Raw genomic sequence first — 16,347 nt, 5'->3', positions numbered from 1 at the left:
CTGACGATGACCTTCACCCTTTACCCCGCCATCGACCTCAAGGCCGGCCAGGTGGTGCGCCTGAAGCGCGGCGACATGGCCCAGGCCACCATCTATGGCGACCCCGCCGCCCAGGCCCGCGCCTTCGACGAGGCGGGCTTTGAATGGCTGCATGTGGTGGATCTCGACGGCGCCTTCGCTGGCCGCCCGGCGAATGCCGAGGCGGTGGCCGCCATCCTGGCCAGCACCACCCGTCCGGTGCAGCTCGGCGGCGGCATCCGCGACATGGCGACGGTGGAGGCCTGGCTGAGCCGCGGCATCGCCCGGATCATCCTCGGCTCGGCCGCGGTGAAGGACCCAGATTTCGCCCACGCCGCCTGCCGCGCCTTTCCGGGCAAGGTGGCGGTCGGCATCGATGCGCGGGACGGCATGGTGGCGACCGAGGGCTGGGCCGAGACCAGCGGCGTGTCCGCCCTCGACCTGGCGCTGCGCTTCGAGGATGCCGGGGCGGCGGCCATCATCCACACCGATATCGAGCGGGATGGCATGCTGGGCGGCGTCAATGTGGAGGCCACGGCGGAGCTGGCGCGGCGGCTTTCGACGCCGGTGATCGCCTCCGGCGGCGTGGCGGGAGCGGCGGACATCGTGGCGCTGAAGGCGGCGGGCGGCATCGCCGGCACCATCATCGGCCGCGCGTTGTATGATGGCCGGGTGACGCCGGCAGAGGCGATGGCGGCCGCCAGCCGCGCCTGAGCGCCGCCCGCCGCCATGGAACCGCTTCTCCCGCAGGCGCGTTAAGCGGCTGTCGGCCCTCCGCGAGGAGGGCGCGGGAAAAGGAACCAAACGGCATGTCGGAACTCGTGGTGGTCGGCTTCGATGATCCCGGCCAGGCCGACCAGGTGCTGGCCAAGCTGGCCAAGCTGCGCCAGGAATACCTGATCGACCTTGAGGACGCGGTGATCGCCGTGCGCGATGCCGAAGGCGAGGTGCGCCTCAAGCAGAGCATCAACCTGACCGCGACCGGCGCCGCCTCGGGCGGGCTTTCGGGCGCGTTGTGGGGATCGCTGGTCGGGCTGCTGTTCCTGAACCCGCTGGCCGGCATGGCCATTGGCGGGGCGATCGGCGCCGGCACGGGCGCGTTGTCGGGCTCGATGGTCGATTACGGCATCAATGACGACTTCATCAGATCCCTGGCGCAAACCATTCCCAACAATTCGTCGGCGCTGTTTGTGCTGATCCGCAAGGTGCAGCCGGAAAAGGTGATGGCGGAATTCGCCGGCCTCCAGGGGCGGGTGATGCGCACCTCCCTGTCGCCGGAACAGGAAGCGCGGCTGCGGGAAGCCCTGGCCGACCGGCAGGCCAGCGCCGGGGCGCCGCCGCCGGCCAGCGCCATGCCGCCGCCCGGCGGCTGAGGCCGCGGGCGGGCGCCGCGCCGCCGGTCAGGCGAGGGTGACGGCCTCGTCGAAATCCAGCCGCGGCAGGCGGCCGAACAGGCCGCTTTCATCGCCATGGCCGAGATTGACCAGCATGTTGGTCTTGCAGCCGCCATCTGGGAAAAAGGCCGCATCCACCTTGGCGGCGTCGAAGCCGCTCATCGGGCCGGTGTCCAGCCCCAGGGAGCGCGCGGCCAGAATCAGGTAGGCGGCCTGCAGGGATGAGTTGCGGAACGCGGTCGCTTCCGCGAAGGCGGCGCTGCCGGTGAACCAGGACTTGGCGTCGGCATGCGGGAACAGCACCGGCAGCTTGTCGTAGAACTTCACCTCCCAGGCGACGATGGCGACCACCGGGGCCGTCATGGTCTTCTCCAGATTGCCGGAGGACAGTGCCGGGCGCAGCTTCTCCTTGCCTTCCTCGGTGCGGATGAAGACAAAGCGCGCCGGCGCGCAATTGGCACTGGTGGGGCCCAGCTTCACGAGGTCGTAGAGCGTGCGCAGCGTTTCGTCGGAGACCGCCCGGTCCTGCCACTTGTTGTGCGTGCGGGCGGTGCGGAACAGCTGGTCGAGCGCGGCGGCGCCAAGGGGTTCGGCCATCGGGAATCACTCCTGTGCAGTGCAGCACAGAATGGGCCGCCGCCGGCATGATGCCAATCCCGTCCGAAGGCAATGGCGCCGGCGGGAAAGGCCGCCACGAAAAACGCCCCGGATGGCGGACCATCCGGAGCGCTTCATGTTCCCAGCGGGAGCGGCGAGGATTACTCGTCGCTGGCCATCTGGTTGCGGCGGCGGATGGCCGCGCCGAGGATATCGCCCAGCGAAGCGCCGGAATCGGTGGTGCCGTATTCCTTCATCGCCTCGCGCTCCTCCTCCACTTCCTTGCCCTTGATGGTCAGGGCCAGGCGGCGGGCGGCGCGGTCAACGGCCGTCACCTTCGCATCGACCTTCTCGCCGATGGCGAACTTGTCGGGGCGCTGGTCGCCACGGTCACGGGCCAGCTCGGCGCGGCGGATGAAGCCCGTCAGGACCTCGTCGACCTTCACCTCGATGCCGTTCTGCTCGACCTTGGTCACGGTGCAGGTGACGACATCGCCCTTGCGGACGCGGTCCAGCACCTCGGCGGCCGGGTCGGCGGCCAGCTGCTTGATGCCGAGGGAGATGCGCTCCTTCTCGACGTCAACATCCAGCACCTTGGCCTTGACGACCTGGCCCTTCTGGTACTCGGCCATCGCCTGCTCGCCGGCGACGTCCCAGGACAGGTCGGACATGTGCACCATGCCGTCGATCTCGGGAGCCAGACCCACGAACAGACCGAACTCGGTGATGTTGCGGATCTCGCCCTCGACGATCGAGCCGGGGCCGTGGCTTTCCAGGAACAGCTCCCAGGGGTTGCCCTGGGCCTGCTTCAGACCGAGCGAGATGCGGCGCTTCGGCTCGTCCACGTCCAGGATCATCACGTCGACTTCCTGCGAAGTGGCGACGATCTTGCCCGGGTGGACGTTCTTCTTGGTCCAGCTCATCTCGGAGACGTGGACCAGACCCTCGACGCCCGGCTCCAGCTCCACGAAGGCGCCGTAGTCGGTGATGTTGGTCACGCGGCCGGAGAACTTCGCACCCACCGGGTACTTGATCGCCACGCCTTCCCACGGGTCGGACATCAGCTGCTTCATGCCGAGCGAGATACGCTGCGTCTCGGAGTTGAAGCGGATCACCTGCACGCGGACCTGCTGACCGATGGTCAGGGCCTCGCTCGGGTGATTGATGCGGCGCCAGGCGATGTCGGTGACATGCAGCAGGCCGTCCACGCCGCCGAGGTCCACGAACGCACCGTAATCGGTGATGTTCTTGACCACGCCGTCGAGGATCATGCCTTCCTTCAGGCCCTGGATCAGCTCCGAGCGCTGCTCGGCGCGCGTCTCTTCCAGCACAGCGCGGCGCGAAACCACGATGTTGCCGCGGGCGCGGTCCATCTTCAGGATCTGGAAGGGCTGGGGCGAGCCCATCAGCGGGCCGACATCGCGCACGGGGCGGATATCGACCTGGGAGCCGGGCAGGAAGGCCACGGCACCGCCGAGGTCAACCGTGAAGCCGCCTTTGACGCGGCCGAAGATCACGCCGTTCACGCGCTGCTGCGCGTTGAAGGCCTTCTCCAGGTTGGTCCAGGCTTCCTCGCGGCGGGCCTTCTCGCGGGACAGGACGATGGAGCCGTCACGGTCCTCGTAGCGCTCGACGAACAGCTCAATGACGTCGCCGGGCTTGACCTCGGCCTTCTGGCCCTGCGGCGCGAATTCCTTGAGAGGGACGCGGCCCTCAGACTTCAGCCCGACATCCACGACCGCAAAATCGTCGTCAACGCGGATGACCTTGCCGGTAACGACGGAGCCGGCGAAGCCGGTATCGGCGCCCAGAGTGGCGTCGAGCAGGGCGGCGAAGTCTTCCATGCCACCCTGGGTCGTGGAAAGGCTGTTGGCATTTGCCATGAAGTGCGATGTTCCTGATCCGCCGCAACGAGCCGTCGCGGAGGGTTCCTGCGCCCCCATTCGCATGGGCACGGCTTGACCGGGCACCCTGTGGCGGATGCTGCTCAGCCCTTATATGACAGGCGGCGTGTCGGCCCGCCTATTCCGGTCCGGCCATAGGCCGAACGCCCTGCAGCCATATGGCTCCAGGGTGCAACGATCGCCTAGGACAGTGCCGCCCAGGCGTCAAGGGGAATCGACTCCGCCGCATTCGCGACGGCCAGGCCGGGGGCACCCGGCGGCAATCGCCCGCCGCCGGGCACGCGCCGAATTCAGCTTGTGACCCGCGCGCCGCGCACCGCTTCCGCCAGTTCCCGCACCTGATCCAGCACGCGGCGCAGCGTGTCCGGCCGTGCCCGGCCGCGTTCGTCCAGGCAATCCGCCAGGGTCGCGATCAGCGCCGAGGCCACCACCGCGCCATCGGCGAGCTGCACCGCTTCCGCCGCCTGCTGCGGCGAGCGGATGCCGAAGCCGATGGCGATCGGCAGGTCGGTGTGGCGGCGCAGGCGCGGAATCGCGTCCGCCAGGGCGTCGCGCGTGGCGCTGCGCGTGCCGGTCACGCCGGCGATGGAAACGTAGTAGATGAAGCCGCTGGTACCTTCCAGCACGCGGGGCAGGCGTTCCTCATCGGTGGTGGGGGCCACCAGCCGGATCAGGTCCAGCCCCTGCTCGCGGGCGGGCACCGCCAGCTCGGCGGCTTCCTCCGGCGGCAGGTCCACCACGATCAGCCCGTCCACGCCGGAACAGGCGGCCTCGGTGCAGAAGCTTTCGATGCCATAGGAGAGGATCGGGTTCAGGTATCCCATCAGCACGATGGGGGTGTCGTCATCCTCGCGCCGGAAGTCGCGCACCATGGCCAGCGCGCCGGCCAGGCTGCCGCCCGCCTTGAGCGCCCGCTGCGCCGCCAACTGGATGGTCGGCCCGTCCGCCATCGGGTCGGAAAACGGTACGCCGATCTCGATCAGGTCGGCGCCCGCGCCGGGCAGGCCCCGCAGCAGCGCCATGGAGGTGGCGGGATCGGGGTCATAGGCTTCCACGAAGGGCATCAGCGCGCCGCGCCCTTCGGCCTTCAGCTTGGCGAAGCGCGCGGCGATGCGGCCCTTGCGGTCAAAGCATTCCTGCGTGGAACCGGACGCGCTCACAGCTGCTCTCCCAGGTGCTTGGCGACGGTGAAGATGTCCTTGTCGCCACGCCCCGACAGGTTGAGGATGATGGTCTGGTCGCGCCGCAGGGTGGGCGCCAGCTTCAGCACATGCGCCAGCCCATGCGCCGATTCCAGCGCCGGGATGATGCCTTCCAGGCGCGAGCAGAGCTGGAACGCCGCCAGCGCCTCGTCATCGGTGGCGCCGACATAGGTGACGCGGCCGATCTCGTGCAGCCAGGAATGCTCCGGGCCGATGCCGGGGTAATCGAGCCCGGCCGAGATGGAATGCGCCTCCTGGATCTGCCCGTCGCCATCCTGCAGCAGGTAGGTGCGGTTGCCATGCAGCACGCCGGGGCGACCCCGGTTGAGGGAGGCCGCGTGCTCCGCCGTGTCCATGCCGCGCCCGGCGGCCTCGACGCCGTAGATCGCCACGTCCTTGTCATCCAGGAAGGGATGGAACAGCCCCATGGCGGAGGAGCCGCCGCCCACCGCGCAAACCAGCGCGTCCGGCAGGCGCCCCTCGGCGGCCAGGATCTGCTGCCGCGTTTCCTCGCCGATCACGCACTGGAAGTCGCGCACCATCTGCGGGAAGGGGGCCGGGCCGGCCACCGTGCCGATGCAGTAATAGGTGTCCGCCACATTGGCGACCCAGTCCCGCATGGCGTCGTTCATCGCGTCCTTCAGCGTGCCGGCACCGGAGGTGACGGGGATCACCTCGGCGCCCAGCAGCTTCATGCGGAACACGTTGGGCGCCTGGCGCTCCACATCGGTGGCGCCCATGTAGACGACGCATTTCAGGCCGAACAGCGCGCAGGCCGTGGCGGTGGCGACACCGTGCTGCCCGGCGCCGGTTTCGGCGATGATGCGCGGCTTGCCCATGCGCCGGGCCAGCAGGATCTGCCCCAGCACGGCGTTGATCTTGTGCGCGCCGGTGTGGTTCAGCTCCTCGCGCTTGAAGTAGATCCTGGCGCCGAGGTCGTCGCGGCCGCTTTCCGCGGCGCAATGCGCCGTCAGCCGCTCGCACAGCCAGAGCGGGCTGGGGCGGCCCACGTAATCCTTCAGCAGCCTTCGCCATTCCGCCATGAAGGCCGGGTCGTTGCGCGCGGCGTTGTAGGCCTGCTCGACCTCCTGGATCACCGGCATCAGGGTTTCGGCGACATAGCGGCCGCCGAACTCACCGAAGCGGCCACGCAGGTCGGGGCCTTGGCGGAGGGAATTGGGCAGGGGCTGCTGGTTCACGGTTGCCTCCGTATTCGAAGGCCAGTGTTAGCGCGGGTCGCCCGGAACGGGTAGGGGCCGGATTTCCGCCACCCCTTCAGGAAGGGGGGACGGCGGAACAACTTGCCGGGCGCCGCTTCCTGGTGGCGCCAGGGTGCGGGCGGGATGGACCACCCCCGCCCGCCTCATGCTCAGTAGCGGTATTCTTCGTGCTTGAAGGGGCCGCTCACCGGCACGCCGATATACTCGGCCTGGGCCGGGGAAAGCTTGGTCAGCTTGGCGCCGACCTTGGCGAGGTGCAGCATCGCCACCTTCTCATCCAGCTTCTTCGGCAGGGTGTAGACCTTGCACTCGTAGTTCTTGTGGTTGGTCCACAGCTCGATCTGCGCCAGGGTCTGGTTGGAGAAGCTGGCGGACATCACGAAGCTCGGATGGCCCGTGGCGTTGCCGAGGTTCACCAGCCGGCCCTCGGACAGCACGATCAGGCGCTTGCCGTCGGGGAACACCACCTCGTCCACCTGCGGCTTGACGTTGTCCCACTGGAAGTTGCGCAGCGCGCCGATCTGGATCTCGGAATCGAAGTGGCCGATGTTGCAGACAATGGCGCGGTGCTTCATCGCGCGCATATGGTCCAGCGTGATCACGTCCACATTGCCCGTGGCGGTGACGAAGATGTCGCCCTTCGGCGCGGCATCCTCCATGGTCACGACCTCATAGCCTTCCATGGCGGCCTGCAGGGCGCAGATCGGGTCGGCCTCGGTCACCATCACGCGGCAGCCGGCATTACGCAGCGACGCCGCCGAGCCCTTGCCCACATCGCCATAGCCGGCGACGACCGCGACCTTGCCGGCCATCATCACGTCGGTGCCGCGGCGGATGGCGTCCACCAGGCTCTCGCGGCAGCCGTAGAGGTTGTCGAACTTCGACTTGGTGACGCTGTCGTTCACGTTGATGGCCGGCACCTTCAGCGTGCCCTTCTTCGCCATCTCCCACAGGCGGTGCACGCCGGTGGTGGTTTCCTCCGACAGGCCGCGCACGTTCTTCAGCAGCTCGGGATACTTGTCGTGCATCAGCACGGTCAGGTCGCCGCCGTCATCGAGGATCATGTTGATGTCCCAGCCATTCGGGCCGCGGACGGTCTGCTCGATGCACCACCAGAACTCTTCCTCGTTCATGCCCTTCCAGGCGAAGACGGGGATGCCGGCGGCGGCGATGGCGGCCGCGGCGTGGTCCTGGGTGGAGAAGATGTTGCAGGAGGACCAGCGGACCTCGGCGCCGAGCGCGGTCAGCGTCTCGATCAGCACGGCGGTCTGGATGGTCATGTGCAGGCAGCCGGCGATGCGGGCGCCCTTCAGCGGCTGGGAAGGGCCGTATTCCTCGCGGATCGCCATCAGGCCGGGCATCTCGTCCTCGGCCATGGAGATCTCCTTGCGGCCCCAGGCGGCCAGGGAGATGTCCTTCACCTTGTAGTCGTGAAAGCCGGTCGGGTTCGTATCGGGCATGGGTGCTCTCCAGGCAATGACGCGCCGGGTAGCACGGGCCGCCGCCACAGGGCCAGCCCATACGGAAAGACATAAGAATATCTTTATGTCTGCCGGCGCTGTCCGGCGGATCTGTCAGCCAAAGGTCAGCAGGTGGCGCAGAAAGGCCGTGAGCAGGCGCATCGGGTCCGGCCGGGGCAGCGGCCGCAGCACCCAGAGCGACTGCGCCTTCGCCTCGGCCTCGTAGAATTCCAGCACCGCGCCATAGCCGCGCAGGCGCTCGGGCAGCATGTCGTGCATCATCAGGCGGGGCGGGGCATCGGGGCAGGCCAGCAGCGCGGAAAGGGCGCAGGCCACGCGGAAACGCCCATCCACGAAAAGCAGGTCGGGCGATTCGCCGCGCTCCGCCCAGGCCTTCCATTGCGTCGCCACATAGTTCGGCCATTGCTTCATGGTGTCGGTGCCCACCGGGCCGCCCCAGGCGCCGGTCGGGCCGATCTGCCCATGCAGGATGCTGAGCCGCCCCGCCCGGATGGCCGGGCGCAGCTCATCATGCCGGGACAGGGCCTGCACCCAGTTGCGGTCCGAATCGACCGCCACCACCGTATCGAAGCCGCTGCGCACCGCCTCCAGGGTGGAGCCGCCGGTGCCGAATTCCGCATAGCGGCGATGGCCTTCCGCCAGCACCTGCCGGAACAGTTCCAGCTCCTCCACCGACATGTGGGGAGCACCGATGACGGGGGCGGCGGCTTCGGGCATCGGCTTCCTTTTTGGAAAGCGGGTTCGGTCTGAAAAGCGGCCGGCGCGGTCAGTGCCTGTCCGGAGCGCCCTCGCCAAAGCCCATCACCAGTTCCTGGATCCGCTTCGGGTCGCTTTGTTCCATGACGCGGCGGGCGAAGCGGGCGCAATCGTCGATCTTGAGGGTGCGGACCACCTGCTTCACGCGCGGGATGGCGCTGGCATTCATCGACAGGGTGCGGATGCCCAGGCCCAGCAGCAGCGGCACCAGGCGCGGATTGCCCGCCATCTCCCCGCAAATGGAAACCGGCATGCGCAGCCGCAGCGCCGCCTCGGTGGCGAACTGCACCAGCCGCAGCACCGCCGGGTGCAGGGGGTCGTAGAGATGGGCCACCTCGGCATCGGCGCGGTCCACGGCCAGGGTGTACATAGCCAGGTCGTTGGTGCCGATGGCGAAGAAATCCGCCTCCAGCGCGATGGCGTCGGCGGCAAGCGCCGCACCGGGCGTTTCGATCATGGCGCCCAGCAGGGGCAGCTTCTCCGGCAGCGCCACGCCCTTGCGCCGCAGCCGCCGGATCACGCGGTCATAGATCTCGCGCGCCTGCCGCACCTCCTCCGGCACGGTCACCATGGGAAGCAGCACGCGCACCTGGCCGGCCGCGCCGCCGGCCACGCGCAGGATGGCGGCGAACTGCGCTTCCAGCAGCTCCGGCTTCTTCAGCAGCATGCGGATACCGCGCAGGCCCAGCGCCGGGTTGGGCCCGGCATGGAAGGGCTCGATGCCTTCCGCCAGCGCCTCCATGTCCTTCTCGCCGCCCCAGTCCAGCACGCGGATGGTGACGCAATCGCCCGCCATCGCCTCGACCACCTGGGTATAGGCGACGACCTGCGCTTCCTCGTCCGGCAGATCCTCCCGGTTCATGAACAGGAACTCGGTGCGCAGCAGGCCAATGCCCTGGGCGCCCGCCTGGGCGATCAGCGGCAGCTCGGCCGGAATCTCCAGATTGGCCTGAAGCTCCACCTCCTCGGCATCCACCGTGACGGCGGGCAGGCGGCGCAGCTTGGCGAGGCGGGATTTTTCCCGCGCATAGGCGGACAGCGCTTCCCGCCCGGCCCCCAGCGCGGCGGCGCCGGGGCGCAGCACGACGGTGCCGGTGCCGCCATCCAGCACCGCCTCGTCGCCGCGCCGCGCCGCCTCGGTCAGGCCGGCGCAGCCCAGCACGGAAGGAATGCCCAGGGCCCGCAGCATGATGGCGGTGTGGCCGTCGGCGCCGCCTTCCTCCGTGGCGACGCCGGCAATGCGGGTCGGGTCCAGCAGGGCGGCATCGGCCGGGGTCAGCTCCTCCGCCACCAGGATCGAGCCGGCGGGCACCTCCTTCAGCGCGCGGAAGGGGGTGGCGGTCAGGTTGCGGGTCAGGCGGCGGGCGATCTCCCGCACCTCGCCGGCGCGGCGGCGCAGCCCGGCCTTGTCGTCGTCCTTGGCGGCAAGGATGGCGGCGGCGATGGCTTCGGCCTCGTCATTCACCGCCGTCTCGGCCGCCAGCAGCTCCTCGGCGATGCGGCGGCGGGCGCCGCGGATCAGCCGGCTGCCGCTCAGCATCATGGCATAAGCGTCGAGAAGCGGCTCCAGCTCCTCCTGCGCTTCCTCCGGCAGGACGCCCAGCCGCGCCTTCAGCTTGGAGATCTGCTTGCGGCTGGCGGCGACGGCCTCGTCCAGGCGCTGGCGCTCGCCTTCCACCTGGGCTTCGGCCACGGCGCGGCGGGGCGCCTCGGCCGGCGGCTCGCTGGTGTCGAACACGGGGCCGATGGCGACGCCCGGGCAGATGGGGATGCCCCACAGCCTGGCTTCGCGCGACTTCCGGGCGAGGCGGCGGGCAGGCTCGGCGGCGGGGGCTTGGCTGGCTTTCTCGCGCTTCTCAGTCTTCATGGAATCCGGCCTCGATCAGGCCGGCCACCGCATCCAGCGCTTCCCTGGCATCCCATCCCTCGGCTTCCACCACGACCTCGCTCCCCTTGCCGGCGCCCAGCATCATCAGCCCCATAATGGAGCATGCGGGCACCTTCTGACCATCGCGCCCGACGGTCACGCAGGCGGAAAAGCGCTCGGCCAGCGACACCAGCTTGGCGGCGGCGCGGGCATGCAGGCCGCGGCTGTTGGTGATCGGCACCACGCGGCGCAGCAGCAGCGGATTGCCTGCCTCGGCCGCGGGGGGCAGGGGCGCGTCGCTCCGGAACACGTCGGAGGGGGCGAAGGCGGGGCTGGGGCGCCGGAACGGGCTGTGCATCTCGGGTTTATCTCCGGTAGGGCGCGCCCGCCGGCTCAGACCGGCTTGGCGCAGGTCAGCGCGTCAACCGGGGGCGGCGGGGCGCAGCGCGCCGGGGTGGCGCAGGCGATATATTTGCGGCCCGCCATCATGGCGTGCTCCACCGCCGGGCCCAGCGCCTCGGCGCTGCGGATCTTCGCCAGCTTGACCAGGAGCGGCAGGTTCAGCCCGGCGATCACCTCGATCGGGCAGCCGGGATGGCCATCCCCCTGCGCCACCGCGGTGGCCAGGTTCGAGGGCGTGCCGCCGAACATGTCGGTCAGGATCACCACGCCATCCCCCTGGTCCACGGCGGCCACGCGCCCCAGGATGTCGCGCTTGCGCGCTTCCATGTCGTCATCGGGGCCGATGCACACCGTCTCGACCTGCGGCTGCGGGCCGATCACGTGCTCCATCGCCAGGCGGAATTCCTCGGCGAGCTGGCCGTGACTGACCAAAACCATGCCGATCATGATGGGTACGCCATTAAAGAGTGCAAGTAGAAGGGGCCTCCCGACCCGTTGTGCTGAGCGGCGGGGCGATATTCAGTTCGCCGCCTCCTGCAGCCATGGCCCCCGTGCTGGAAGCCTGCACGGCGCGCAGTTCACGATGTGTCAGATCGACGCGCCAACCTTGTTCGGCAAGATGCGCGGAAAGCAACTCCGCCATCAGCACGGAGCGGTGCTTGCCGCCCGTGCAGCCAAGAGCAACCGTCAGGTATTTCTTGCCCTCCGCCGCGTAGCGCGGCAAGAGCGGGTCCAGCAGCGCCGTCATGCGTTGCCAGAATGGAGCGAAATCCGGGTCCTGCCGGACAAACGCCGCCACCGCGGGGTCCTGGCCGGTTTTCGGCCGCAGAACCGGATCGTAATGCGGGTTGCGCAGGAAGCGCAGGTCGAGCACCAGATCCGCCTCCCGCGGCAGGCCGCGCGGAAAGGCAAAGGACATCACCGCGACGGCGAGGCCCTGCGGCGCCTCGCCTTCGGGGCGGAAATGCCGCTCCACCAGCCGGCGGAGGTCGGGCAGGGGGCGGTCCGTGGTGTCCACCACCCAGTCCGCCGCGTCGCGCAGCGGCGCCAGCAGCGATTGTTCCCGGGCGATGCCATCCGCCACCGAGCCGCCGAGGGAGCCGCCCGGCGCCATCGGATGCCGCCGCCGCGTTTCCGAGAAGCGGCGCAGCAGCACCGCATCCTCCGCGGTGACGAACAACAGCTGCGGCGCGGTGCCCGGCACCGCCCGCAGGCGGCGCAGCAGCGCCTGCAGCTCGGCGGCGTCGAAGCCGCGCGTGCGGGCATCCACGCCGATCGCGAGCGGCACCGTGCCGCCTTCGCCCACCAGCTCCTCCAGCACCGAAAGCGGCGGGTTGTCGATGCTTTCGAAGCCGAGGTCTTCCAGCATGCGCAGCACGGTGGCCTTGCCGGCGCCCGACAGGCCGGTGACCACCACCACCGGCCGGCATGAGGGAATGGCCGGGCTCACGCCGCGAAGGCCCCGGCGCGCTGGCTCATCCGGGCCTCGGCGGCGGCAAGGGCGAGGCTGAGCTTGGCCGGCGCCGAAGGCTCGAAGGCATGCAGCGCCAAGCGGGGCAGGCTGCACCCGGACAGGGCGAAGCGCTGCGGCTCCGGCAGGCGGGGAATGGCGGCCTGTGGCGCCAGATCCACCACGAGGCGGAGCGGCGCGGGGCCGTGCGGCAGGTTCTGGAAGATGCCGACGCCGCGAACCTCCAGCAGGCCGGCCAGCGCCGCCGGCGCCTCCGCGACGGCGGCGCCATTGGCCTCGCGCAGCGCCACCTGGTCATCGGCGACAAGGTCCCAGCCCAACTGCATCAGCCGGAGCACCAGGTCAGACTTGCCGGATCCCGGGGGACCCAGGAACAGCACGCCGGCCCCTTGCGAGGCTGCGCAGCTCCCATGCAGCAACATATCGAATTCCGGCTCCGCTCGGGGGACTGGACGCTGAAATCTGCTGAAATATGGCAGTTATTAGGCGGGTGTGGAAGCTTAACAATATTCAGCCAGAGGCTGCACCCGGAGGTGCGAGCCCTACCCTCAGCCCAGCGGCAGCCGCACCACAAAGCGTGCGCCGATCACCTTGCCGCCCTCGTCGCGCCGGTTCTCCGCAGCGATGCGGCCGCCCAGGCCCTCGACGATCTGCCGGCTGATCGACAGCCCCAGCCCCGAATGCTTGCCGAACTGCTCGCCTTCCGGCCGCTCGGAATAAAAGCGGGCGAAGATGCCGTCGAGCTTGGCCTCGGGGATGCCGGGGCCCTCATCCTCGACGGAAAATTCCATCACGCCACCGGTTGGCCGGGCGCGCAGCCAGACCTTGCCATTGGGCGGGGAAAAGGAGATCGCGTTGCCCAGGAGGTTGCGGAACACCTGCACCAGCCGCCCCTCCACCCCGCGCACCACCAGCGGGCCAGGCGGGATCTCCAGCACCACCTCCGGCCCGTCGGGCTTGCGGGTGGCGTTGTGCAGCTCGGCCAGGGCCGGGAGGATGGCGCCGATATCCACCGGCTCCGACGCGGTGCGCGACAATTCGGCATCCACGCGGGATGAATCGGCGATGTCGGCGATCAGCCGGTCCATCCGCACCGCATCGTCGGCGATGATGGCAAGCAGGCGTTTCTGCTGCTCCGGGTTCTCGATGCGGCGCAGCGTTTCCATGGCCGAGCGCACGGAGGTCAGCGGGTTGCGCAGCTCATGCGCCACATCGGCGGCGAAGCGCTCATTCTGGTCGATCCGCGCCCACAGCGCCGTGGCGGAGGATTGCAGGTCGCGCGCCAGGATGCCGATCTCGTCGGTGCGGGCCAGCAGCGGCACCGGCACCGAGCCGGCGCGGCCCTTGCCCTGCCGCATCGCCGCCGCCGCCCCCGCCAGCGCCAGGATGGGCGAGGCGATGGTGCGCGCCAGATAAAAGGAGGCCGCCACGGTCAGCAGCAGCGCCAACAGGAACAGCCCGAGCACGGAGGAGCGGATCTCCAGCAGCCTGTCATCGACCTGCCGCGCTTCCCGCGTCAGCAGCACGATGCCGACGCTCTGGTTGCCGCGCCGCGCCGGCTCGGCCACGGAGACCAGCAGCCGGCCTTCATTGGTGCGGCGGATATAGGGGCGCACGCCGCCTTCCAGCGCCAGCCGCAATTCCTGCTGCCGGTCGGGGCCGAGGGCGGGCTGCCAGTCGAAGGAAGGCGCGCCGGGCGTGACGTCCACCACCACGTCGCCATCGCCGGCGGTCCAGCGCGGCAGCACGGTGAGGATGCGGTCGTAAACGCTGGCCAACGTGCCGGAAAAGGCCGAATGCGGCTCGGGCGGGGGCAGCGGCTCGGTGACGATGGCGCCGCCCTGGCCTTCCCGCACCCGGCTATCGGCCACCAGCAGGCCGGTGGTGTCGAACAGCTTGGCCTGGGTGTTGGGGCTGGGTTCCACCAGGCGGCGCAGCAGGGGGCGGGCGATGTCGGGCACCAGCACGGGCCTGTCATCCTGCACCCGCGCCGCCGCCTCGGCGATGCCGCCGGCATAGATGCGGGCCTGGGTGCGCAGCGCCTCCACCTCGGCCGCGAGCAGCCCGTTCTGGTATTGGTCAAGATACAGCAGGGAAGCGGCCAGCAGCGCCGGCGCCACCGCGTTCAGCAGCAGGATGCGCCGCAGCAGCGGCGAGCCGCGCAGCCGCGTCGTTTCCGGTCGCGCGGCCGCGGGCAGGACGGATCCGGCGGGGCGGCCGCTGGCGTCAGGCATCGATGTTTCCTGGACTCGGAGCCCGCGGCATCAGCCCTCCTTGTAGCGGTAGCCGATGCCGTACAGCGTCTCGATCATCGAGAAGTCGTCGTCCACCTGGCGGAACTTCTTGCGCACGCGCTTCACATGGCTGTCGATGGTGCGGTCATCGACATAGATCGCCTCGCCATAGGCGGCATCGATCAGCTGGTCCCGGTTCTTCACCATGCCGGGGCGCTGGGCCAGCGTCTTCACCAGCAGGAACTCGGTCACCGTCAGCTGCACCGGCTGGCCCTTCCAGGTGCAGGTGTGCTTGGTTTCGTCCAGCACCAGCTCGCCGCGGGTGATGACGCCGGAAGGCGGCGCGCCGGAGCCCTCGGCCCGGCTGGCCTCGTTGCGGCGCAGCAGGGCGCGGATGCGCTCCAGCAGCAGGCGCTGGGAAAAGGGCTTGGTGATGTAGTCGTCGGCGCCGAGGCGCAGCCCCATCAGCTGGTCCAGCTCCTCGTCCTTGGAGGTCAGGAAGATCACCGGCATGGAGGAGCGCTGGCGCAGCCTTTGCAGCAGCTCCATCCCGTCCATCCGGGGCATCTTCACGTCCAGCACCGCGAGGTCGGCGGGGCGGGACAGCAAGCCCTGCAGCGCGCTTTCGCCATCGGTGTAGGTGCGCACCTGGAACCCTTCCTGCTCCAGTGTCATGGAGACAGAGGTCAGGATGTTGCGGTCATCATCGACCAGGGCGATCGTGGCGGGCATGTGTTGCGGCTCCTGACGTCCTTCTGCGGCGCCGGGCATCGTCCGGCCCCCGGCGGCCCTTTATCGCAAGGGGATATGCGCGGAGATTGTGGCACGGGCCGGGCCGCAACATGGTGGATAAGGGGTGATCTGGATGGTGGACAAGGCCGAAGCGGGCTGGATGGCCAGGGCATTGCTGCGCGGGGCGCGTTCCGCCGTGCTTGCGACGCAGCGGGAAGGGCAGCCTTTCGCCAGCCTCGTCACGCCCGCCATGGCTCCGGACCTGTCGCCGCTGATGTGGCTGTCCAGCTTGTCCGAGCACACCCGCCAGTTGCTGCGCGAGCCGCGATGCGCCCTGTTCGTCCAAGGCGCGGCAACCGAGGCGAACCCGCAGACCGCCCCTCGCGTTACTGTGACCGGGCTGGCCGAGCGGGTTGAGGACCATCACATTCCCGCGCTGAAGGCACGCTGGCTCGCCCTGCATCCCTATGCCGAGCTTTACGCGGGGTTCAGCGACTTCGCCCTGTGGCGGATGAAGCCGGAAGGGTTGCAGGTGGTGGGCGGCTTCGCCGCGGCGTTCCGCCTGCGCCCCGCCGAATGGCTGCCGGACGCCGCCTCGGTCCATGCCGTCGCCGAGGCGGAAACGGCCGCATGTGAGCACATGAATGTGGATCACCCCGATATCCTTGAAAACATGGCGATTTGTTTGGCAGGGCAGCAGCCTGGACCGTGGCGCATGGTGGCGGTGGATGTGGATGGCTGCGACCTGATCGCCGATGATCACCGGCATTGCCGGGTGGCGTTCAAGCTGCCAGTGGTGGATGCGGCGAGCCTACGGGATGCCTTGGTCGCGGCATCGGCGGAAGCCCGGGCTCGCATCAAAAATTGAACTTCGTCCAGGCGGAAGCGGGAATTCGTATGATAATATGACGACAACGCGAACGTTGACCGTGCCGGTTTCGCTGCCTTAGGGTTCCGCCCGCCAGCCGGGAACGGTGCCCATGCGGTACGATTGTGTGCGAGATGCGGACCTTCCGGGAGGACAATCAATGGCCACTGCCCCTGCGCGCCGCGCTGGAGGAACAGCGCC

The 16,347-nt window shown here is 69.3% G+C and carries 16 protein-coding genes; 3 read left to right on the top strand and 13 right to left on the bottom strand.

Going from position 1 to position 16,347, the window contains the following annotated elements:
- The first annotated feature begins 6 nt into the window (after positions 1 to 6).
- Both hisA and F0Q34_RS06840 read left to right on the top strand, forming a co-directional pair.
- Complete coding sequence (gene hisA / locus F0Q34_RS06845) at positions 7 to 732, top strand: 1-(5-phosphoribosyl)-5-[(5-phosphoribosylamino)methylideneamino]imidazole-4-carboxamide isomerase (RefSeq protein ID WP_149811429.1); 726 nt, start codon at positions 7 to 9, stop codon at positions 730 to 732.
- Positions 733 to 827: 95 nt separating this feature from the next.
- Positions 828 to 1,391, top strand: coding sequence for a DUF1269 domain-containing protein (locus tag F0Q34_RS06840; protein ID WP_149811428.1), 564 nt, complete (start codon positions 828 to 830; stop codon positions 1,389 to 1,391).
- A 27-nt stretch (positions 1,392 to 1,418) separates the two neighbouring features.
- Here F0Q34_RS06840 and F0Q34_RS06835 read toward each other — a convergent pair whose 3' ends face one another.
- From F0Q34_RS06835 to F0Q34_RS06775, 13 genes are all read right to left on the bottom strand, one after another.
- Complete coding sequence (locus F0Q34_RS06835) at positions 1,419 to 2,009, bottom strand: malonic semialdehyde reductase (protein WP_149811427.1); 591 nt, start codon at positions 2,007 to 2,009, stop codon at positions 1,419 to 1,421.
- 161 nt (positions 2,010 to 2,170) lie between these two features.
- Entirely contained in the window at positions 2,171 to 3,892 is a 1,722-nt protein-coding gene (gene rpsA / locus F0Q34_RS06830; RefSeq protein ID WP_149811426.1) for a 30S ribosomal protein S1, read from the bottom strand.
- Between the two features lie 311 nt (positions 3,893 to 4,203).
- Positions 4,204 to 5,073 (bottom strand): tryptophan synthase subunit alpha, encoded by an 870-nt coding sequence (gene trpA, locus F0Q34_RS06825; RefSeq protein WP_149811425.1) that lies wholly within the window; start codon positions 5,071 to 5,073, stop codon positions 4,204 to 4,206.
- Positions 5,070 to 6,314 carry a tryptophan synthase subunit beta gene (trpB, locus tag F0Q34_RS06820; protein ID WP_241665367.1) on the bottom strand — a complete coding sequence of 415 codons (1,245 nt, stop codon included), beginning with the start codon at positions 6,312 to 6,314 and terminating at the stop codon, positions 5,070 to 5,072. Before trpB ends, trpA begins: the two co-directional genes overlap by 4 nt.
- A gap of 170 nt (positions 6,315 to 6,484) precedes the next feature.
- Positions 6,485 to 7,795 (bottom strand): adenosylhomocysteinase, encoded by a 1,311-nt coding sequence (gene ahcY, locus F0Q34_RS06815; RefSeq protein WP_149811424.1) that lies wholly within the window; start codon positions 7,793 to 7,795, stop codon positions 6,485 to 6,487.
- Positions 7,796 to 7,909: 114 nt separating this feature from the next.
- Complete coding sequence (locus F0Q34_RS06810; RefSeq protein ID WP_149811423.1) at positions 7,910 to 8,533, bottom strand: hypothetical protein; 624 nt, start codon at positions 8,531 to 8,533, stop codon at positions 7,910 to 7,912.
- Between the two features lie 49 nt (positions 8,534 to 8,582).
- Positions 8,583 to 10,439: a phosphoenolpyruvate--protein phosphotransferase gene (ptsP, locus tag F0Q34_RS06805; RefSeq protein ID WP_149811422.1), complete on the bottom strand. Its 1,857-nt coding sequence runs from the start codon at positions 10,437 to 10,439 to the stop codon at positions 8,583 to 8,585.
- Positions 10,429 to 10,797 (bottom strand): HPr family phosphocarrier protein, encoded by a 369-nt coding sequence (locus F0Q34_RS06800; protein ID WP_306419382.1) that lies wholly within the window; start codon positions 10,795 to 10,797, stop codon positions 10,429 to 10,431. The genes ptsP and F0Q34_RS06800 overlap by 11 nt, the downstream gene beginning before the upstream one ends.
- 35 nt (positions 10,798 to 10,832) lie before the next feature.
- Positions 10,833 to 11,288, bottom strand: coding sequence for a PTS sugar transporter subunit IIA (locus tag F0Q34_RS06795; RefSeq protein ID WP_149811421.1), 456 nt, complete (start codon positions 11,286 to 11,288; stop codon positions 10,833 to 10,835).
- Between the two features lie 13 nt (positions 11,289 to 11,301).
- A complete protein-coding gene (rapZ, locus tag F0Q34_RS06790) occupies positions 11,302 to 12,291 on the bottom strand; it encodes an RNase adapter RapZ (protein WP_241665366.1) in 990 nt (329 codons plus the stop codon).
- Positions 12,288 to 12,734, bottom strand: a complete 447-nt coding sequence (locus F0Q34_RS06785) for an HPr kinase/phosphorylase (protein WP_149811420.1) — start codon at positions 12,732 to 12,734, stop codon at positions 12,288 to 12,290. The genes rapZ and F0Q34_RS06785 overlap by 4 nt, the downstream gene beginning before the upstream one ends.
- A 126-nt stretch (positions 12,735 to 12,860) precedes the next feature.
- On the bottom strand, positions 12,861 to 14,546 hold the full coding sequence (locus tag F0Q34_RS06780) for a stimulus-sensing domain-containing protein (RefSeq protein ID WP_149811419.1): 1,686 nt from the start codon (positions 14,544 to 14,546) through the stop codon (positions 12,861 to 12,863).
- Between the two features lie 30 nt (positions 14,547 to 14,576).
- On the bottom strand, positions 14,577 to 15,278 hold the full coding sequence (locus F0Q34_RS06775; RefSeq protein ID WP_120007191.1) for a response regulator transcription factor: 702 nt from the start codon (positions 15,276 to 15,278) through the stop codon (positions 14,577 to 14,579).
- Positions 15,279 to 15,411: 133 nt separating this feature from the next.
- On the opposite strand from F0Q34_RS06775, the gene F0Q34_RS06770 reads away from it, so the two are divergent.
- A complete protein-coding gene (locus F0Q34_RS06770) occupies positions 15,412 to 16,146 on the top strand; it encodes a HugZ family pyridoxamine 5'-phosphate oxidase (RefSeq protein ID WP_241665365.1) in 735 nt (244 codons plus the stop codon).
- Positions 16,147 to 16,347: the final 201 nt, after the last annotated feature.

The sequence above is a fragment of the Teichococcus oryzae genome (assembly GCF_008386565.1).
Classification (GTDB): Bacteria; Pseudomonadota; Alphaproteobacteria; order Acetobacterales; family Acetobacteraceae; genus Pseudoroseomonas; species Pseudoroseomonas oryzae.
Note: the sequence above shows the minus strand (reverse complement) of the source record. Positions and strands in the feature narration are given on the sequence as shown.